The sequence below is a fragment of the Rothia nasimurium genome, assembly GCF_004569295.1.
Classification (GTDB): domain Bacteria; phylum Actinomycetota; class Actinomycetes; order Actinomycetales; family Micrococcaceae; genus Rothia; species Rothia nasimurium_B.
The window spans coordinates 19,800-38,588 of the sequence record NZ_SPQC01000005.1; the positions used below are offsets into that span (position 1 = coordinate 19,800).

At 61.3% G+C, this 18,789-nt stretch carries 16 protein-coding genes; 6 read left to right on the forward strand and 10 right to left on the reverse strand.

Annotated elements, in window-relative coordinates:
• Positions 1-3: 3 nt before the first annotated feature.
• Positions 4-465, reverse strand: coding sequence for an RDD family protein (locus E4U03_RS02175; RefSeq protein ID WP_135011350.1), 462 nt, complete (start codon positions 463-465; stop codon positions 4-6).
• 285 nt (positions 466-750) lie between these two features.
• On the opposite strand from E4U03_RS02175, the gene glnA (E4U03_RS02180) reads away from it, so the two are divergent.
• Both glnA (E4U03_RS02180) and budA read left to right on the forward strand, forming a co-directional pair.
• Positions 751-2,175 carry a type I glutamate--ammonia ligase gene (gene glnA, locus E4U03_RS02180; RefSeq protein WP_135011351.1) on the forward strand — a complete coding sequence of 475 codons (1,425 nt, stop codon included), beginning with the start codon at positions 751-753 and terminating at the stop codon, positions 2,173-2,175.
• Between the two features lie 110 nt (positions 2,176-2,285).
• Positions 2,286-3,038: an acetolactate decarboxylase gene (gene budA, locus E4U03_RS02185; RefSeq protein WP_135011352.1), complete on the forward strand. Its 753-nt coding sequence runs from the start codon at positions 2,286-2,288 to the stop codon at positions 3,036-3,038.
• Positions 3,039-3,195: 157 nt separating this feature from the next.
• Here budA and E4U03_RS02190 read toward each other — a convergent pair whose 3' ends face one another.
• Positions 3,196-6,366: a bifunctional [glutamine synthetase] adenylyltransferase/[glutamine synthetase]-adenylyl-L-tyrosine phosphorylase gene (locus tag E4U03_RS02190; RefSeq protein WP_280741414.1), complete on the reverse strand. Its 3,171-nt coding sequence runs from the start codon at positions 6,364-6,366 to the stop codon at positions 3,196-3,198.
• A 69-nt stretch (positions 6,367-6,435) separates the two neighbouring features.
• Complete coding sequence (gene glnA / locus E4U03_RS02195; protein WP_135011353.1) at positions 6,436-7,779, reverse strand: type I glutamate--ammonia ligase; 1,344 nt, start codon at positions 7,777-7,779, stop codon at positions 6,436-6,438.
• Positions 7,780-7,995: 216 nt separating this feature from the next.
• On the opposite strand from glnA (E4U03_RS02195), the gene panB reads away from it, so the two are divergent.
• Positions 7,996-8,880, forward strand: coding sequence for a 3-methyl-2-oxobutanoate hydroxymethyltransferase (gene panB, locus E4U03_RS02200; RefSeq protein WP_135011354.1), 885 nt, complete (start codon positions 7,996-7,998; stop codon positions 8,878-8,880).
• Positions 8,881-8,980: 100 nt separating this feature from the next.
• Here panB and E4U03_RS02205 read toward each other — a convergent pair whose 3' ends face one another.
• Positions 8,981-9,181, reverse strand: a complete 201-nt coding sequence (locus E4U03_RS02205; protein WP_135011355.1) for an SPOR domain-containing protein — start codon at positions 9,179-9,181, stop codon at positions 8,981-8,983.
• Between the two features lie 123 nt (positions 9,182-9,304).
• Here E4U03_RS02205 and map point away from each other — a divergent pair, with 123 nt between their 5' ends.
• Positions 9,305-10,210 carry a type I methionyl aminopeptidase gene (gene map, locus E4U03_RS02210; RefSeq protein WP_135011356.1) on the forward strand — a complete coding sequence of 302 codons (906 nt, stop codon included), beginning with the start codon at positions 9,305-9,307 and terminating at the stop codon, positions 10,208-10,210.
• A gap of 26 nt (positions 10,211-10,236) precedes the next feature.
• Positions 10,237-11,082: a polyphosphate--glucose phosphotransferase gene (gene ppgK / locus E4U03_RS02215; protein ID WP_135011357.1), complete on the forward strand. Its 846-nt coding sequence runs from the start codon at positions 10,237-10,239 to the stop codon at positions 11,080-11,082.
• A 91-nt stretch (positions 11,083-11,173) separates the two neighbouring features.
• Here the strand turns inward: ppgK and nrdR are convergent, their stop codons facing one another.
• The 5 genes from nrdR to E4U03_RS02240 form a co-directional block, all read right to left on the reverse strand.
• On the reverse strand, positions 11,174-11,650 hold the full coding sequence (gene nrdR, locus E4U03_RS02220; protein ID WP_135011358.1) for a transcriptional regulator NrdR: 477 nt from the start codon (positions 11,648-11,650) through the stop codon (positions 11,174-11,176).
• A gap of 21 nt (positions 11,651-11,671) precedes the next feature.
• Positions 11,672-13,042 carry a histidinol dehydrogenase gene (hisD, locus tag E4U03_RS02225; protein ID WP_416220603.1) on the reverse strand — a complete coding sequence of 457 codons (1,371 nt, stop codon included), beginning with the start codon at positions 13,040-13,042 and terminating at the stop codon, positions 11,672-11,674.
• Between the two features lie 36 nt (positions 13,043-13,078).
• On the reverse strand, positions 13,079-13,513 hold the full coding sequence (locus tag E4U03_RS02230; protein WP_135011359.1) for an MmcQ/YjbR family DNA-binding protein: 435 nt from the start codon (positions 13,511-13,513) through the stop codon (positions 13,079-13,081).
• Between the two features lie 84 nt (positions 13,514-13,597).
• A complete protein-coding gene (locus E4U03_RS02235) occupies positions 13,598-13,948 on the reverse strand; it encodes a DsbA family protein (protein WP_135011360.1) in 351 nt (116 codons plus the stop codon).
• A gap of 30 nt (positions 13,949-13,978) precedes the next feature.
• Entirely contained in the window at positions 13,979-14,587 is a 609-nt protein-coding gene (locus E4U03_RS02240; protein ID WP_135011361.1) for an NAD(P)-dependent oxidoreductase, read from the reverse strand.
• 120 nt (positions 14,588-14,707) lie between these two features.
• On the opposite strand from E4U03_RS02240, the gene E4U03_RS02245 reads away from it, so the two are divergent.
• Positions 14,708-15,136 (forward strand): winged helix-turn-helix transcriptional regulator, encoded by a 429-nt coding sequence (locus tag E4U03_RS02245; RefSeq protein WP_135011362.1) that lies wholly within the window; start codon positions 14,708-14,710, stop codon positions 15,134-15,136.
• Positions 15,137-15,232: 96 nt separating this feature from the next.
• Here the strand turns inward: E4U03_RS02245 and dnaE are convergent, their stop codons facing one another.
• Positions 15,233-18,769, reverse strand: coding sequence for a DNA polymerase III subunit alpha (gene dnaE / locus E4U03_RS02250; RefSeq protein WP_135011363.1), 3,537 nt, complete (start codon positions 18,767-18,769; stop codon positions 15,233-15,235).
• Positions 18,770-18,789: the final 20 nt, after the last annotated feature.

Consider the following 18,789-nt stretch of genomic DNA (forward strand, 5'->3'; position numbering starts at 1 on the left):
CATTTATCGAATCATCACCAAAATAGTGTGGCGGGCCCGGTCGTGCAGGCCGCGCTGGTCGGCATCCATAATGACAACGGGCAGCACCAGCATGACCATAGACTGACGGATCAGAGCGGTCAGCCAGCCAGCGGGCTTACCATCAAGTTGCTGTACCTGCATACCGAGGGCAAAATGCCCCACCATGTGCCCCATAAAACCGGCAGCAGCAACCATATAAAGCCAGAAAATAACCAGCTGGGCAACATCAAGCACAGCGGTATTCACGCCCGGAAAAACCGTCTGCCCCAGCACAAAAAACATGCCCTCAATGAGCAGCCAGTCAATCCAGAAGGCCAGCAAACGGCGCACCGGGCGGGCGATAGAACCCCGCCCCGACCGCGGCCTGCCCATATTCTGCCCGGGGTACTCCTGGTCGGTAGGAGCCCCCTCTATCCAAGAACCTAAATCTCTTCTCGTAACCACCCAACTAACCTTACCCGCTCTTAGCCCTTTTCCGCCCAAGAAAACCGGGCGCAGGCGTCCTACCCTCTGAGAAACCTGACCCCAAACCACCTACACTAGAAAAGGGAAACCTAGCCACCCAAACCCACGTAACACCAATGCAACTCAAGCGCCGGTACGTTACACACGCGAAACAAAAACGATACTTTAGGGCAAAAAATACGCCCTAGGCTAGAAACAACAGCGAGGGAGCCCACCCAACCGGGCACCCATGGGTCGAAAACAACTCAAGGAGAACAAACGACCATGTTCACTACCGCACAGGAAGTCCTCGACTTCATCAAGAACGAAGACATCAAGTTCGTTGACATCCGCTTCTGCGACCTGCCCGGCGTGCAGCAGCACTTCAACCTGCCCGCTAAGGCTATCGACGAAGACTTCTTCACCGTAGGCCAGATGTTCGACGGCTCCTCAATCCGCGGCTTCCAGGGCATCGCCGAATCAGACATGCAGCTGATCCCCGACGTCACCAGCTGCTACGTTGACCCCTTCCGCCTTGAGAAGACCCTGGTCGTTACCGGCTCCATCGTCAACCCCCGCACCGGTGAATCCTACCACCGCGACCCCCGCGGCGTCGCCGAACGCGCCGAAGAATACCTGAAGTCAACCGGCATCGCCGACACCGCCTTCTTCGCATCAGAAGCAGAATTCTTTGTCTTCGAAAACGTCCAGCACGAAGTTACCCCACAGTCAGTCTTCTTCAAGATCGACTCAGATGAGGCACCTTGGAACTCCGGCCGCAAGGAAGAAGGCGGCAACCTCGGCAACAAGACTAACACCAAGGGCGGCTACTTCCCCGTTTCCCCCGTCGACAAGCAGGCCGACCTGCGTGACGCCATGTGCGTAGCCCTCGACGAGGTAGGCCTCGAAGTAGAGCGCTCCCACCACGAAGTAGGCGCCCCCGGCCAGGCTGAGATCAACTACAAGTTCTCCACCCTCACCCAGGCAGCAGACGACCTGCTCAAGTTCAAGTACGTCATCAAGAACACCGCGGACCAGTGGGGTAAGACCGTCACCTTCATGCCCAAGCCCGTCTTCGGCGACAACGGCTCAGGCATGCACTGCCACCAGTCACTCTGGCAGGACGGCGAGCCCCTCTTCTACGACGAGCGCGGCTACGCAGGCCTCTCAGATGTTGCCCGCTGGTACATCGGCGGTCTGATTGAGCACTCCTCATCAGTTCTTGCCTTCACCAACCCCACCGTCAACTCCTACAAGCGCCTGGTTCCCGGTTACGAAGCCCCCATCAACATGGTCTACTCCCAGGGCAACCGTTCCGCCGGTATCCGCATCCCCATCACCGGCACCAACCCCAAGGCCAAGCGCCTCGAGTTCCGTGCACCCGACCCCTCCTCCAACCCCTACCTGGCTTTCGCAGCCCAGCTCATGGCAGGTCTGGACGGCATCCGCAACCGCATCGAACCCCCTGCACCCATCGACAAGGACCTCTACGAGCTGCCCGCCGAAGAAGCAGCAGACATCAAGAAGGCACCCGCCAACCTTGAAGAAGCCCTTGACGCCCTCGAAAAGGACCATGACTTCCTGCTGGCAGGCGATGTCTTCACCGAAGACCTCATCTCAGCCTGGATTGACTACAAGCGCAGCAACGAGCTCGTTCCCCTGCTGCTGGTCCCCCACCCCCTCGAATACCAGATGTACTACGGCGTCTAAGCCCCGGTAAACTGACATTCACAAGCACAAAGCCGCGCTAGGCGTCCGCACCTCAAGGACGCCGCAGCGCGGCTTTTGCGCACCACCCCCGCTTACTCAAGGAGAGACCCATGAGCCCCCAAAGCACCATTCTCGAAGGCCGCAGCACCATCTACCGCAACGAGGTCTTCCAAACCGGCCTGATGAGCCAGCTTCTCGACGGCATCTACGACGGGGATATGACCATCGGTGAGCTACTGGGCCACGGAAACTTCGGCGTGGGCACCTTCGACGGCCTCGACGGGGAAATGATCGTGCTTGACGGCACCTGCTACCAGATGCGCTACGACGGTTCCATCTCGCTCGCCTCGCTCGACCAGAAGACTCCCTTTGCCGTCATCACTAATTTCGTGCCCGCCATCAAGCGCGACCTCCCCACCAACCTGCTGCGCACCTCAGCTAGCCAGGTGCTGGATAACTTCACCCTGTCAGATAACTACATGTACGCCATCAAGATCGTGGGCGACTTCGAGTGGGTACGCACCCGCACGGTCAAGAAGCAGGAGAAGCCCTACCCCAAGATGGTAGACGCTGTAGAAGGTGAAGACATCGTCCAGTTCGACAATGTACCCGGCACCATCGTGGGATTCCGTACCCCCATCTACGAGCAGGGTATCGGTGTGCCCGGCTGCCACGCCCACTTCATCGACGACGAGCGCACCCGCGGCGGGCACGTGGTCGACTTCAAACTGCGCAGCGCCCACGTGGAAATCTGCCCCGGAACCGGCCTGCGCCTACGCCTGCCCCTAAACGAAGCCTTCTCGAACGCAGACCTATCACCCGAAGACCTGGCAGACCAGATTTCAAAGGCTGAGAAGCACTAGTGAGTTAGGCTGTTGCCCCCAAGTAGCGCTACCGGGCTCGTAGCGAAGCTGCTGGCTCGGGGCTGGCGTGAATCGTCTTGTGAGCGCTAGCGAACCAGATGAGAGGGTCGGCAGCGAGCACGAGCCCGGTAAGCTACCTAGAGCGGTAAACCGTCTTCTACCCCGGGTAGAACAGCTTTTCGTAGACGGCCCGGGCCTGGCGGGTGATGCGTAGGTAGTCATCTTCGAGGACGCGCGCAGAGTTGGGGGCATACCCGCACCAGCGGGCGACAGCTTCAAGGTCTGAGCGGGTGGTCGTCAAGGTGTCCGAGGCGCGGCCGGTACGGAGCACGTTCAGGCCGCGTATCTTGGAGGCCAGTTTCCAGGCTGATGAGAGCAGGGTGGCGTCCCGTTCATCAACCAGCCCTGCCTGCACAGCGGCGTCCAGGGCTTTGAGGGTGGAGGTGGTGCGCATGCCCTCGACCCGGTGAGCGTACTGGAGCTGTAGAAGCTGGACCAGCCACTCGACGTCCGTCAGCCCGCCTCTGCCCAGTTTGAGCTGGCGGGTCTTATCGGCCCCGCGGGGCATGCGTTCGGTTTCGACCCGGGCTTTCATACGGCGGATTTCGGTGACCTTCTCCGCGGGGAAGGTGGTGGGGTACCGGTAGGGCTCGATGAGCTCGATAAAAGCTGCCCCTACGTATTCGGAGCCCGCGAAGAGGCGGGCCCTCAACAGGGCCTGGAATTCCCAGGTGTCTGCCCAGCGCTCGTAGTATTCGCGGAAGGATTCCAGCGAGCGCACCATGGCTCCTGCCTTGCCTTCGGGGCGCAGGTCAGCGTCGATTTCGAGCACTTTTTCGGCGCGGATTGGCGGGGTGGTGGGTTGTTTGAGCAGGGCGACCATGCGGTTGATGAGGTCGGTGGCTTCGATCTGGGCGGCTTTTTCGTCGGCTCCATCGCGCGGTATGTGCACGTACATGAGGTCGGAGTCTGATCCGTAGCCAATTTCGGCCCCGCCCTGGCGGCCCATGGCGATGACCGCTACGTCGGTTAGCGGGGTGCGGCCATCGATGTAGGTTTCTCGTTCGGCGATGGCAAGAGCCGACTGGATGGCGCCCCGGTCGATGTCGGATAGGCCGTGGGCTACTTCTGCGTTGCTGTTGATGCCGAGCGCTTCGCCCATGGCGAGGCGGAGAATTTCGCGGCGGCGCACCATGCGGACGGCTCGGATCGCTTCGGCTGAGTCGGTGTGGCGGGTGAGCTGGGAGCGTAGTTCGCCGATGATGACGTCGGTGGCGCGGGGTTTGAGGTCTTCGGTGCGGTCGAGCCAGGCGATAGGTTCGGGGGTGTCTTCCAGCAGGTCGGTGATGAAGCGGGAGGACGCCAGCAGGGTGCAGAGGCGCTCTGCAGCGGCCGGTGAGTCGCGGAGCATTCGCAGATACCAGGGGGTGCCGCCCAGGGACTCGCTGATGCGGCGGAAGCCGAGTAAGCCGGCGTCCGGGTCCACGCCCTTGGCGAACCAGCCCAGAAGCACGGGCATGAGGGTGCGCTGGATTTCGGCTGAGCGGCGTAGACCCTTGGTGAGGGCTTCGATGTGGCCCATGGCGCGGCGGGGGTCCTTGTAGCCCAGGGCTGCCAGGCGGTCTTGCGCCGCCTGCGGGGTGAGGGCCACTTCATCTTTGGAGAGGTGGGCGACAGCGGCCAGCAGCGGACGGAAGAAGAGGCGCTCGTGCAGGGATTTCACGGCGCGTTTGATACCGGCCCACTGCTTGAGCATCTCTGGCTCGGTCAGCTGGGTGGGGGCCAGGGGGGAGTTCATGGCGCGCGCTAACGAACGCCGGTCGTTTTCTTTGACCGGCATCAGGTGGGTACGGCGCATGTAGAGCAGCTGGATGCGGTGCTCCATCACACGCAGAGTTGCGTAGTTATCTGCGAAGTCGTGGGCGTCCTTGCGGCCGATATAGCTGGCTTTTGCGAGGGCCGCGATGGAGTCGGTGGTGCTCTGGGTGCGGACGCTTTCATCGGTGCGGCCGTGCACGAGCTGCAGAAGCTGAACGGTGAATTCTACGTCGCGCAGGCCACCGGGGCCGAGCTTGATTTGTCGGTCAATCTCAGCTGCAGGGATGTTGTCGGTGACGCGTTGGCGCATGGCTTGCACTGACTCTACAAAGGAATCGCGGGCGGCAGATTCCCAGATGAAGGGGCGCATGGCTCGTGCCCAGCGGACGCCCAGCTCGGGGGTACCTGCGATGGGGCGGGCTTTGAGCAGGGCTTGGAATTCCCAGTTTTCGGCCCACCGCTTGTAGTAGGTGGTGTAGGACTCCACGGTGCGTACCAGGGCGCCGTCCTTACCTTCGGGGCGCAGGTTAGCGTCGACCTCCCAGAGGGCGGGCTCGGGGGCCGGGGCCATGATGGCCTTGGAGAGGATCATGACCAGCTCGGTACCGATCTGGGTCAGGGTATTTTCGTCGAGGGGGGCAAAGTCTTCCGGGAGGTCAGCCAGGGGTTTATGGGCGACAGCGTAGACCACGTCGACGTCTGATATGTAGTTGAGTTCGCGGGCGCCGCATTTGCCCATGCCGATGATGGCAAGTTCTACAGCGGCTACGGTTTGTTCGCTGCGGTTCTGGGCTACTTCGGCGCGGGCGATTGCCAGGGCCCCTTCGAGGGCTGCTGCGGCCAGGTCTGCCAGAAGACGGCCAACGGTGGGCATGAACTGCACCGGTGCGAAACTGGTGAGGTCGTAGATTGCTAGTTTGGTCAGGTGACGGCGGTAGGCAACACGCAGGGCAGTGTAGGCTTCCTTGCCGGTGAGCTGGGCGACCGGGGCGGACGTAGCCGGATCGGCTCCCACAGCCGTTAGCAGGTCGCGGCGGTAGACGGTATCGAGCGGAGCGATAGGGGTGAGGTATTCTTCGTCGGTCTCGGGCAGCAGCGAGACGGGAAAATCTTGGCCGTCAAAAGCCGTAGGGTTAATCTCTAGCAGGTCTGCGTGCTCGGGGTGGCGAACCAAGAACTCCCCCAGCGCCTCGGAGCCGCCCAGTAAGCGGTAGAGGGCCTCGGCGTCCGCCCCCAGCTCTGCTAGCTGCGCCACCTTGGGGGCGCGTTCAATGAGTCTGACCAGGGCAGGCAGGGCGATATCGGGAGAAGGAGCTAGGCGCAGACCCTCAAACAGCTTGGCGCGGTCTAGACCTTCTAGCTCCCGGGAGTTGAGCCAGCGGGCGCTTTTAGCCGCATCGTAGAACCCCAGGGATGCCATCTCGCTCATCAGACGCACCTGGGCCTTGCGTTCTTCTTCGGCGCGGCGGGCGGCTTCTTCAGGGGTTTCGTTCTGCGGGGTCTGGGTCACCGCTGTCTCCTTAGGGATTAATTACAGCAGGCGCAACACCGCCTGTGGTGTTGCGCCTGCATACGGGCACTAGAGGATACCGAGATTGTTCTTGAGTTCGTAGGGGGTTACTTCGGCGCGGAAGGCGTTCCAGTCGCGGCGCTTGTTGCGCAGGAACTGGTCAAAGACCTGCTCGCCGAGGGTTTCGGCCATGAACTCTGATTCTTCGGTGCGGTGGATGGCGTCGTGGAGAGAGGACGGCAGGGCGTGGTAGCCCATGGCACGACGTTCTGCGCTGGTCATCACCGAGATGTCTTCGGTGACGGCGGCGCTGGGCAGCTCGTACTCGTTTTCGATGCCCTTCAGACCGGCTGCCAGGATGACGGCGTAGGCCAGGTAGGGATTGGCAGCTGAGTCGATACCGCGGTACTCCATGCGGGCTGACTGCATCTTGTTGGGCTTGTAGAGGGGAACCCGCACCAGGGCGGAGCGGTTATTGTGGCCCCAGGAGACGTAGGAGGGGGCCTCGCCGCCGCCCCACAGGCGCTTGTAGGAGTTGACGAACTGGTTGGTGACCGAGGTGAACTCGGGGGCGTGGCGCAGGACGCCGGCGATAAAGTGCTTGGCGGTGCGGGAGAGCTGATACTCGGCCCCTGCCTCGAAGAAGGCGTTGGTGTCGCCCTCGAAGAGGGAGAAGTGGGTGTGCATACCGGAGCCTGCGTGCTCGGTAAAGGGCTTGGGCATGAAGGTGGCGTAGATGCCCTGGGAGAGGGCGACTTCCTTGATCACGGTGCGGAAGCTCATGATGTTATCGGCGGTCTGCAGGGCATCGGCGTGACGCAGGTCGATTTCGTTCTGGCCGGGGCCGGTCTCGTGGTGGGAGAACTCCACCGAGATGCCGATTTCTTCCAGGGTGGTCACTGCCTTGCGGCGGAAGTCCTGGACCACGCCGCCGGGAGTGTGGTCGAAGTAGCTTTCGGAGTCGACCGGTTCGGGGAAGCCGCTGGGGCCCAATTCCTTTGACTTGAGCAGGTAAAACTCAATCTCGGGTGAGGTGTAGCAGGTAAAGCCCATACCCGCTGCTTTAGACAGCACGTTCTTGAGCACGCCGCGGGTATCTGAGGCGCTGGGCTCCCCGTCAGGGGTGAGAATATCGCAGAACATGCGAGAGGTCGGCTCTTCATCCCCGCGCCAGGGTAGCACCTGGAAGGTGGAGGGGTCAGGCTGCAACAGCATATCTGACTCGTACACGCGGGACAGGCCCTCAATAGATGAACCGTCAAAACCGATACCCTCGTCGAAGGCGCTCTCAACCTCAGCCGGTGCAATAGCAACAGACTTAAGCTGGCCCACCACATCGGTAAACCAGAGGCGGACGAAACGCACGTTGCGCTCTTCGATGGTGCGCAAAACGAATTCTTGCTGACGATCCATGTAACCTATCCGTTCATGTCTAAAGGTGGCGCCCGCACCCCGGTGGGCGGGCAAACGAATCCTTAGCATCAACTCTAGAGCGTAACCACCTTACGTGCCCACCTGGCACGCTCTCAGCCCGGTAACAGTAACGTGTTTTAAACATTTCTTTCACCGACTGAGATAAAGCGGGCCCACTCCGGTTGCGGTGCGCCTACAGGCTACTAGAGTTAAAGCATGCTCAACGAAGAAACAGCACCCTACGGGTCCTCAACTCCTACCCCCGCCAACACCCCTCAGGACGCCGAGGCAAGCGTCCTCGCCGTCAAAAAGGTGCGCACCGTGCACCTGCAGCAGGCCAAGGACGCCGGTGAAAAGTTCGCCATGCTCACCAGCTACGATGCCCTAACCGCCACCATCTTCGACCGGGCCGGCATCGAGCTGTTACTCATTGGCGACTCTGCGGGCAACAATGTGCTGGGGCAGGAATCAACCCTCACCATTACCGTTGACGAGATGATTCCCCTGGTCAAAGCTGTTTCTACTGCAGCTAAGCGGGCTATGGTCGTCGCTGACCTGCCCTTTGGCTCCTACGAGCAGTCCCCCGCCCAGGCCGTAGCAACCGCCGTGCGCTTCATGAAAGAAGGCGGAGCGCACGCGGTCAAGATGGAAGCCACCGCCCACCACGTAGACCACGTGCGCGCCATGGTTGCAGCGGGCATACCCGTGATAGCCCACATCGGCTTCACGCCCCAGTCTGAACACGCCCTCGGCGGCTACCGGGTACAGGGCCGCGATGGCGGTCAGGCACTTAAAAACACAGCCCTGGCCCTCGAAGACGCCGGAGCCTTCTGCCTGCTCATGGAAATGACCCGCTCCGACGTTGCCGCCGACATCGACGCCTCAGTACGCATCCCCATCATCGGTATCGGGGCGGGCGCGGACGTCAGCGGGCAGGTGCTCGTCTGGCAGGACGCCTTCGGCCTGCGGCAGGGCAAGATGGCCCGCTTCGTCAAGCAGTACGCCAACCTCTACGACACTCTGCTCGAAGGAGCAGCCGCCTACCGGGCAGATGTGCGCTCAGGCACCTACCCGGCGGCGGAGCACCGATTCGACAGTTAAAAATTCTGCGTTGCCAAGAGTTAGGGAGGCAGCTAACCCGGGGCTCGCGCTCGCTGCGAGCCCGGGTCAGTTTTCTCAACGCTAGAGAGAAGTTCCTTCCTTACCAGGCGTCCTTGCCCTCGTCCCATTCTTCGTTGCGCTTCTTCGCCTTCTCCATGGCCTGCTCTGCCTCTTCGCGGGTAGCAAAGGGGCCCCAGAGCTCAGTGATTTTGGACTGCTGGCCCTCCTCGACCTGGCCGGTGCTGAGGTTGTACCAGTACTGGGTGTCGTGGGGGCCAGGAGTGTAGTCGTTCAGTGACACAGGGTCTCCTTTGTAGTTGATTGATGTTGCACGCACCACTTTACGCCCGGTTAGGCAAAAGATACAGCTTTTGGCAATGCTCCTAGGCGGGCCAGCCGGTGCGCAGCGGATAAGCTAGAAGGCATGTCGACATCATCAAACAGCCACAACCTCCCCACTGAGCCGGGTAAAGCCCCCGTGGGCAACCTGACGCCCGGCGTCGTAGCCCCCATGCGCCCGGTACCAGCGCATATCGTCCGCCCCGAATACGTGGGCAAGCCCGAAGCCAACGAGGGTCAGGGTTCAAACTTTTACACCCCCGAAGAAGTAGAAAAAGTGCGGGCAGCCGGCAAAATTGCCGCCGGAGCCATCGTTGAAGCTGAAAAGATCGCTGTTCCCGGCACCACCACCAACGACATCGACGTCTTGGTGCACGAATACATCTGCGACCACGGGGCCTACCCCTCAACCGTTGACTACCGCGGCTTCACCAAGAGCGTGTGCACCTCGCTGAACGAGGTCATCTGCCACGGCATTCCTGACTCCACCGTGCTTGAAGACGGCGATATTCTCAACCTCGACGTGACCGCCTACCTGCACGATATGCACGGTGACACCAACCGCACCCTGCTCGTTGGGGATGTGGATGAAGAGTCCCGCCTGCTGGTTGAGCGCACCGAAGAGGCCCTGAACCGCGCCATGAAGGCGGTACGCCCCGGCCGTGAAATCAACGTCATCGGGCGCGTCATCGAAAAGTACGCCGCCCGCTTTGGTTACGGCGTGGTGCGTGACTTTACCGGTCACGGTGTGGGCCGTGAATTCCATTCCGGCTTGATTATCCCCCACTACGATGCGGCCCCTGCTTACAACACCGTTATCGAAGAGGGCATGATTTTCACCATTGAACCCATGCTCACCCTGGGCACCATCGAATGGGATATGTGGGAGGACGACTGGACCGTCGTCACCCGCGATCGCAAGCGTACCGCCCAGTTTGAACACACCATGGTTGTCACCGCTGACGGCGTGGACATCCTTACCCTGCCCTAAACACCATCACTCTCAAAGGAGCGCTCATGACTGACGCAGTCACCCCCGTGGTCCCGGCACCTACCGCAGCTGACCTGGTTATCGGTATCGATATCGGAGGCACCGGCATGAAGGGCGGTATCGTTGATATCCGTACCGGCCAGCTGGTGGGCGAGCGCTTCCGCATCCCCACCCCGCAGCCTGCCGCCCCCGAGGCCTGCGCATCTGTGGTCCGTGAGATCGTTGATGAGCTGCAGGGCCGCGAGCTTGCTCCCCTGCCCGATGCGGCTATCGGTATCGACTTCCCCGCCATCGTGAAGAACGGTGTTACCCTTTCTGCTGCGAATGTGCACGAGTCCTGGATTGGCGCTGACCTTGAGGGCATCATGAGCGAGGCCCTGGGCGGCCGTACCGTCTACGCCCTGAACGACGCGGACGCTGCCGGCCTGGCTGAGGCTACCTACGGCCAGGGTAAGGATAAGGACGGCCTGATTGCCGTGATTACCCTGGGCACCGGTATTGGTTCAGCCCTCATCATCAACGGCCAGCTGATTCCGAACACTGAGCTGGGTCACCTTGAGATTGACGGCCACAACGCTGAATCTCGTGCATCAGCCCGTGCCCGCGAGATTCACGAGCTGTCATGGAAGAAGTACGGTAAGCGTCTGCAGCGCTACTTCTCCCACGTGGAGTTTCTCTTCTCCCCCGACCTGTTCATCATCGGCGGTGGTATCTCGAAGAACCCCGAGAAGTTCATGCCCTACTTTGAGGATGAGATCCGCACCCCCATGGTTATGGCCCAGCTGCGGAACAACGCTGGCATTGTGGGTGCTGCCCTGTGGGCAGCTGGCCACCCCAGCGAACACGAGCGCCGCGCCGCCGCCCAAGGCTAGGCCCCGCTAGCACCCAAAAATAAGGACGCCACCCGCGCACCTTTCTTGCCGCAAGGCAGAAGGTGGGTGGGCGGCGTCCTTTTAGCTGGAGCTAGAGCAGGGTAGGCTGCTCCCCCTCGTCCGCCCCCGCCTCGCGCAGAGCAGCGATAGCCCGCTCAAAGTCATCGAGCGACTCAAAAGCCTGGTAGACACTGGCGAAACGCAGGTAGGCTACGGTATCCAGCTTCGACAGGGGCTCAAGAATAGATAGCCCTACCTCATGGGCGTCAATCTCAGCGATTCCCTTAGCGCGAATTGCCTCTTCGACTTCCTGCGCTAGCTTAGCCAGGTCGTCCTCCCCCACGGGCCGCCCCTGGCATGCCTTACGCACGCCAGAGACAATCTTGGCCCGGTCAAAGGGTTCGGTCACGCCGCTTCGTTTAATCACCGAAACAGCGGTGGTTTCGACAGTGGTGAACCGCTTGCCGCAGTTGCTGCACTGGCGGCGGCGGCGAATTGCTGAGTTATCGTCGGTAGTTCGCGAGTCGACCACCTTTGAGGTGGAATTACGGCAGAAGGGACAGTTCATGTGGTTCCTCCGGTGGGTACCTTATTTGGTCTGGCCGGTACGCGCGGTGATAGCTTCACCATGGGCGGGCAGGTCTTCGTCGTGGGCAACCGCGACAATGGCATCGCCGATCTCGGCCAGGGCGCTCTGACTGTAGTTAATCAGCTGCACAGCCTTCATAAAGACGGTGGTGTTGAGCCCCGATGCGTAGGCAGCTGAACCGCCGGTGGGCAGGACGTGGTTGGACCCTGCCGCGTAATCGCCCAGGGGCACCGGTGAGTAGGGGCCGATGAAGATAGCACCGGCGTTGCGAACCCGCCCAGCTACCTCTTCTGCCTTCTCAGTGTGAATCTCAAGGTGCTCTGCGGCGTAGGCGTCGGCCACCGCGATTGAGGCTTCGAGGCTGTCAGTGAGCACCACGCCGGACTGTGGGCCGGTCAGGGCAGTGGCAACGCGTTCGCTGTGCTTGGTCGCTGCTGCTTGTTGATTGATGGCCTCCTGCACAGCGGCGGCGAGGGTAGGGCTGTGGGTAATGAGGACGGACCCGGCGTTCGGGTCGTGTTCGGCCTGGGAGATCAGGTCGGCGGCAACGTAATCGGGGTTGGCGGTGTCGTCGGCGATGACGGCGATTTCGGTGGTTCCAGCTTCGCCGTCTACACCCACGACGCCCTGCAAAGCCCGCTTGGCCATGGCGACAAAGATATTGCCGGGGCCGGTGATGGTGTCGACGGGTTCAAGAACCTCACCGGCGTCGTCCAGCCCGTAGGCCATAGCGCCCAGAGCACCGGCGCCGCCGATGGCCCAGACTTCGGTAATGCCCAGCAGTCCGGCTGCGCCCAGGATGGTGGGGTGGGGCAGTCCGTCGAATTCTTTTTGGGGCGGGGTGCAGAGCACAATGGAGCCGACGCCCGCTGCCTGGGCGGGTACGGTGTTCATGATGACCGATGAGGGGTAGACGGCCAGACCGCCGGGCACGTACACGCCGGCGCGGCGCACGGGGGTCCAGCGGTTGGTGAGGACGGCCCCGGGGGCAACTTCGATGGTCTGGTCGGCGGGGCGCTGGGCGGCTGCAAAAGCGCGGGTGCGTTCGATAGCGATTTCTAGGCCCTTGCGGACGCCCGGGTCGAGGTTCTCGACCGCCCGGTCGATAGCGCTCTGCGGTATGCGCAGGGCGCCCTGCTCTACTCCGTCGAAACGGGCGGAAAGTTCTCGCAGGTAGTGAGCGCCGCAGGCCTGTACGTTCTCGAGGATTTCGTGCACGGTAGTGAGCGCGTTGCCCACGAACTCTGTGGTCTGGCGCGGGACGATACGGCGCAGCTCGGCATAAGAGTGGTTGCTGCCGCGCAGGTCGATGGTGCGCAGGGTGAAGTCTGCGGGTGCAGTGGAGTTCTGGGTGTTGTCTGTTATGCTCACTCTTTGATTTTAACGCGGCCGTCAAGCCGCTGCGGGTTAGGCTTGTGGGTTTTCCGGCTGGTGAGATTCTGCCGCCTTGAGTTTTTCTGCCACGGCCTGCCAGCCGGGCGGACGCTTGCGGGCGGGCAGGGTCTCGACCACGGTGAGGTAGGACTCGGCGATGAGCTCGGCTAGCAGCTCGCCGGTCACATCTGGGTGGGGTACGAGACTGTACCAGTGGGTTTTGTTCATATGCCAGGCAGGGCGCGCCGCCGGGTGGGTTTCGATAATAGCTGCAACGTCTGCCGGGTGGGCTTTGAGGTTGACCAGCTGGGTGCCGCCCTTCTCAGCTAACACCATGAACCACTTGCCGCCCACGTGGGCGGCTTCGGCGTCGCTGCGGGAGGTGAAGCGGTAGAGCTCGGTTGCAGGCAGGGCCAGAGCGGACGCGGACGCCGCCTCGTAGAGAGCGCGGAAGGTGGAAAGGGGCATGGACTCCAGTTTAGTACCCCCCCGTTAAAGTGCAGATACCCCAGTTTTTACCTGGGGTATCTGCACGAAAACTGGGGTATATAGCTAGAGGGCTGCCTTGATCTCGGCCGCACTCGCGGTCGGTGAGCCCACCTCGACCAGGCCGCGCTCGGTCACGGCCAGTAGGGTGGGGTAATGGTCCACGCCCAGCCCCAGCACCTGCTGATGCTCGGCAGCTGCGCGGGCGGCGACGTCCGGATCTTTCAGGGCTACCCGGACGGCCTCAGCATCTAGCCCCAGGCGCTCAGCGCTGGGGGCGCTGCGGTCGCCGGTGAAAAGAGCACCGTGACGCACAGTTAGGCTCACCTCGGGGTCAGCCACCAGCTCCCGCACGGTCGGGCCAAAGCCGTAGCACCAGCCGCAGTAGGTATCGAGCACATAAACGAGTTCACGCATGCTACTTCCCTTCTTATCCAGAGTCTGTTCTTACTGACCCTGGGCAGCAGCTTCGTCGGCGGAGGCAACAGTGAAGCGGGCACCCTGGTGGGCTGGCTTTTCCAGCTCATCGATGGCGGCGACCGCAAAGTCCTGGGTTGAGACGAACATGCCGGCGGGTACATCCAGCTTGGTGCGGTAGTCACCGGTACGAGCGCCGGGGGCGATCATGGGTGAGGGAGCCAGCATGGTCCAGTTCAGGTCGGACGCTGCACGGTAGTCATCGAGGACGGCTGCGAAGGTCTTGGCTTCGGTCAGGTATTCTTCGGGGAAGTCGGGGGTTTCGAAGAGCTGGATATCGCCGGCCTGCAGGGCGCCAGCACCGCCGACGATGAGGAAGCGTCCGATGGGGGCTGCTGCGATGAGGGAGCGGTGGGCGGCGATGGCTGCGGAGTAGTCGTCGCGGCTAGCAACGGAGATGACGGTTGCCTCGGATGAGTTGATGACATCTACCAGGGCGTTGGTGTTGGCCAGGTCTAGGGCCAGTGTGCCTGCTGAGCCGCTGCGGGTGTAGCTGGTTACCTGGTGGCCGCGGTTCTGGGCTTCTGCAACGATTGCTGAGCCGACCATACCTGCTGCGCCGATCACTGAGATGTTCATGGGGTTTTCTCCTTGAAGAGTTGGTTTTCCGTATCGAACAATTCTATAGTATATTTTAGAAACCAATTACCTCAAGGTAACTATTAAAGGATTTTTAAAAAACTTTCAGAAAGGCCCACCGTGACATCATCGCCCCAGGTCAGCGCGGACGTCCGCCCCGCCTCCCAGCCGGCAGCAGAGCAGCTACCCACCAACGTCCTCGACCAGAACTGCCCCTCGCGCACCGTGCTGCGCCATCTCACCGACCGGTGGACTCCCCTGATTGTCACCGTGCTGGCAGACGGTGAGCCGGTACGGTTCAAGGATCTCAAAAACACCATCCAGGGGGTCTCCCCCAAAGTGCTGACCGAAACCCTGCGCTCTATGGAACGCGACGGGCTGCTGACCCGCCACATCACCGCCAGTGTGCCCCCGCGCGTGGACTACCAGCTCACTGACCTGGGGCTGACCACCGTTGAGCCGCTCACCGCCGTCCGTCTCTGGGCAGAAACCCACCTGGAAGAGGTGCAAGCTAACCGCGAGCGCTACGACGCCGCCCAGGCTCTCTAACAGCACCCTTAAAAAGAATGTGCCGCCCGGTTCCGAGTGCAGGAGTCTTACTCCCCCGCTCGGATTCAGGCGGCACGTTCAGTGCTTTTTAGGTACCTAGAGGTCCAGGCAGGCCGGGCCCAGCAGCACCTTGAGGTCGCCAAAGAGGGCCGGGTTGGGGTTGACCCGCAGGTCAGCACCTAACCGGATGAGCAGGCGTTTGGTGCGGGTGGTCATCGCGATACGCACCTCTGATTCCCCCTTATGATTCCACAAAATATCGCGTAGCTGGCCCAGGGTCTCCTCGGTCGCCTTGTACTCGGGAATAGCGATAGTGACCGGGCCGCCGGTGCCGTCGGCTGAAATCTCGGGGATATTCAGCTCCTGGGCGCTCAGGGTCACCGAACCGTCATCGCGGCGTTGCAGGCGGCCCTTGATGGTGCAAATCAGGTCTTCGGCCAGCACACCGGCAATCGGCTCATAGGCGCGGCCAAAGAACATGACCTCGATAGAACCGGTGCGGTCTTCCATCTCGATACGGGCGTAAGGGTTGCCCGAGTTCTTCGCGATACGGCGGGAGACGCTGGTAATCATGCCCGCAACGGTCACAATTGCGCCGTCCGGCTTGACCGAGTCCTCAGAAACCAGCCCCTGAATCGTGGAATCTGACAGCGCATCAAGGGCATCTTCGAGACCGCGTAGGGGGTGGTCAGAGACGTAGAGGCCCAGCATTTCGCGCTCAAAGTTGAGCTTATCGCGCTTCTCCCACTCGGGGACATCCGGAATCTGCACCGCCAGCTCGCTCGCCGGGTTATCGTCGTCCAGCCCCAGCCCGCCGAAGAGGTCGAACTGGCCGGCAGCCTCCTGACGCTTGACCGAGACGGTCGCGTCGACGGCCTCTTCGTGGATCATGGAAAGCGGACGCCGGTCATGACCCAGCGAGTCAAAGGCACCGGCCTTGATGAGGGAGTCCACGGTGCGCTTGTTACAGACGACAATAGGCACCTTGGCCAGGAAGTCGTTGAAGTTCTCGTAGCGGCCCTTTTCTTCGCGGGCATCGACCATGGCAGAAACCACGTTGGCACCCACGTTACGGATAGCGCCCATGCCGAAGCGGATATCGTCACCCACAGGGGTGAAGTTCAGGGCCGACTCGTTCACATCGGGTGGCAGCACCGTAATCTTCATGTGGCGGCACTCGTTCAGGTAGAGGGCGAGCTTGTCCTTGTCATCACCCACTGAGGTCAACAGTGCTGCCATGTACTCCTGGGGGTAGCGGGCTTTCAGGTAGGCCGTCCAGTAGGAGACCAGACCGTAGGCCGCTGTGTGGGCCTTGTTAAAGGCGTAGTCAGAGAAGGGCAGCAGAATATCCCAGAGAGCCTTTACCGCCCCTTCGGAGTAGCCGTTATCGAGCATGCCCTGGTGGAAAGTGGCATATTGCTTATCCAGTTCCTCCTTCTTCTTCTTACCCATAGCTCGACGCAAAATATCTGCCTCACCCAGGGAGTAGTTAGCGACCTTCTGGGCAATCGCCATAACCTGCTCCTGATACACGATCAGGCCGTAGGTGGTATCGAGGATCTCTGCCAGGGGCTCTTCGAGCTCCGGGTGGATGGGGGTGACCTCCTGCAGGCCGTTCTTACGCAGGGCGTAGTTGGTGTGGGAGTTCGCACCCATGGGGCCAGGGCGGTAGAGCGCCAAGACCGCCGAAATGTGCTCAAAGTGGTCAGGCTGCATGAGCTTGAGCAGCTGGCGCATGGGCCCACCATCGAGCTGGAAGACACCCAGGGTGTCACCGCGCGCCAGGAGCTTGTACGACTCGACGTCATCCAATTCCAGGGTTTCAAGGTCCAGGTCTTCGCCGCGGTTGAGCTTAATGTTCTCAATCGCATCCGAGATGATGGTCAGGTTGCGCAGGCCCAAGAAGTCCATCTTAATCAGCCCCAGCCCTTCACAGGTGGGGTAATCGAACTGGGTGATAACCTGGCCGTCCTGCTCACGGCGCATGATGGGGATAACGTCAATCAGGTCGCGGCTCGACATGATGACGCCCGCCGCGTGCACACCCCACTGACGTTTCAGGCCCTCGATACCCTTAGCGGTCTCAAAGACCTTCGAAGCATCGGCATCAGATTCGATGAGGTCGCGCAGCTCCTGGGCATCGTTATAGCGCTTATCCTCGGGGTTGTAGACGTTGGCCAGGGCAATGTTCTTGCCCATGACGTCCTCGGGCATGGCCTTGGTCAGGCGCTCACCGGTGGAGAAGGGGTAGCCCAGCACGCGGGAGGAGTCCTTGAGAGCCTGCTTAGCCTTGATGGTGCCGTAGGTGACGATCATTGCCACCTTGTCTTCGCCGTACTTCTCGGTCACATAGTGAATCACTTCAGAACGGCGGCGATCATCGAAGTCCACATCGAAGTCGGGCATAGAGACGCGGTCGGGGTTAAGGAAGCGTTCGAAAATCAGGTCGTGTTCCAGCGGGTTCAGATCGGTGATACGCATGGCGTAGGCGACCATGGAACCTGCACCCGAGCCACGGCCCGGTCCCACGCGGATGCCGTTCTCCTTGGCCCAGTTGATAAAGTCAGCAACCACCAGGAAGTAGCCAGGGAAGCCCATCTGCGAGATGATACCCACCTCGTACTCGGCCTGTTTGCGCACCTCATCGGGCACGCCCTTGGGGAAGCGGTAGTGCAGGCCGCGCTCAACCTCTTTGACGAACCAGGATTCCTCGTTTTCGCCCTCGGGCACGGGGAAGTTGGGCATGTAGTTGGCCTTGGTATTGAATTCCACGGAGCAGCGCTCGGCGATTTCCATGGTGTTGTTGCAGGCCTCAGGGTAGTCGCGGAAGAGCTCGCGCATCTCAGCCGGCGACTTGAGGTAGAAATTATCGGCGTCGAACTTGAAGCGCTTGGGATCCTGCAGGGTGGAGCCTGACTGCACGCACAGCAGCGCGGCGTGAGCCTTGGCGTCCTCTGCGTGGGTGTAGTGCAGGTCGTTAGTGGCAACCAGGGGAAGCTTCAGTTCTTTGGCCAGCTTGAGCAGGTCGGCCATGACGTTCTTCTCGATATCAAGCCCGTGGTCCATGAGCTCGCAGTAGAAGTTTTCCTTGCCGAAGATATCGCGGAAGTCGCTGGCAGCCTGCATTGCCTCCTTGTACTGACCCAGGCGCAGGCGGGTCTGAACCTCACCCGAGGGGCAGCCGGTGGTGGCGATTAGGCCCTTACCGTAGGTCTGGAGTAGCTCCCGGTCCATACGCGGCTTATAGAAGTGGCCTTCAAGCGAGGCCAGAGAGGACGCCCGGAACAGGTTGTGCATGCCCTGGGTGTTCTCTGCCCACATGGTCATATGGGTATAAGCACCACCACCGGAGACGTCATCGCGCCCGCCCTCACCAAATTTCACGCGGGTGCGGTCCTGACGAGCAGTACCCGGAGTCAGGTAGGCCTCCACACCGATAATGGGTTTAACCCCGGCGTTATTGGCCTTGTTCCAAAAATCGAAGGCACCAAAGAGGAAGCCGTGGTCAGTGGTTGCCAGGGCATTCATGCCCAGCTGCTTCGAGTGCTCAAAGAGGTCGGTTAGACGGGCAGCACCATCGAGCATGGAGTACTCGGTGTGCACGTGCAGGTGGGTGAAGTCGGTGTTAGCCATGCGGGTTGCGTCCTTAGCGT

What these genes read in the sequence shown, in the direction of transcription:
- glnA (WP_135011351.1), top strand. Translation starts at nt 751, where the DNA reads ATGTTCACTACCGCACAGGAAGTCCTCGACTTCATCAAGAACGAAGAC.
- budA (WP_135011352.1), top strand. Translation starts at nt 2,286, where the DNA reads ATGAGCCCCCAAAGCACCATTCTCGAAGGCCGCAGCACCATCTACCGC.
- glnA (WP_135011353.1), bottom strand. Translation starts at nt 7,779, where the DNA reads ATGGATCGTCAGCAAGAATTCGTTTTGCGCACCATCGAAGAGCGCAAC.
- panB (WP_135011354.1), top strand. Translation starts at nt 7,996, where the DNA reads ATGCTCAACGAAGAAACAGCACCCTACGGGTCCTCAACTCCTACCCCC.
- map (WP_135011356.1), top strand. Translation starts at nt 9,305, where the DNA reads ATGTCGACATCATCAAACAGCCACAACCTCCCCACTGAGCCGGGTAAA.
- ppgK (WP_135011357.1), top strand. Translation starts at nt 10,237, where the DNA reads ATGACTGACGCAGTCACCCCCGTGGTCCCGGCACCTACCGCAGCTGAC.
- nrdR (WP_135011358.1), bottom strand. Translation starts at nt 11,650, where the DNA reads ATGAACTGTCCCTTCTGCCGTAATTCCACCTCAAAGGTGGTCGACTCG.
- E4U03_RS02230 (WP_135011359.1), bottom strand. Translation starts at nt 13,513, where the DNA reads ATGCCCCTTTCCACCTTCCGCGCTCTCTACGAGGCGGCGTCCGCGTCC.
- E4U03_RS02235 (WP_135011360.1), bottom strand. Translation starts at nt 13,948, where the DNA reads ATGCGTGAACTCGTTTATGTGCTCGATACCTACTGCGGCTGGTGCTAC.
- E4U03_RS02240 (WP_135011361.1), bottom strand. Translation starts at nt 14,587, where the DNA reads ATGAACATCTCAGTGATCGGCGCAGCAGGTATGGTCGGCTCAGCAATC.
- dnaE (WP_135011363.1), bottom strand. Translation starts at nt 18,769, where the DNA reads ATGGCTAACACCGACTTCACCCACCTGCACGTGCACACCGAGTACTCC.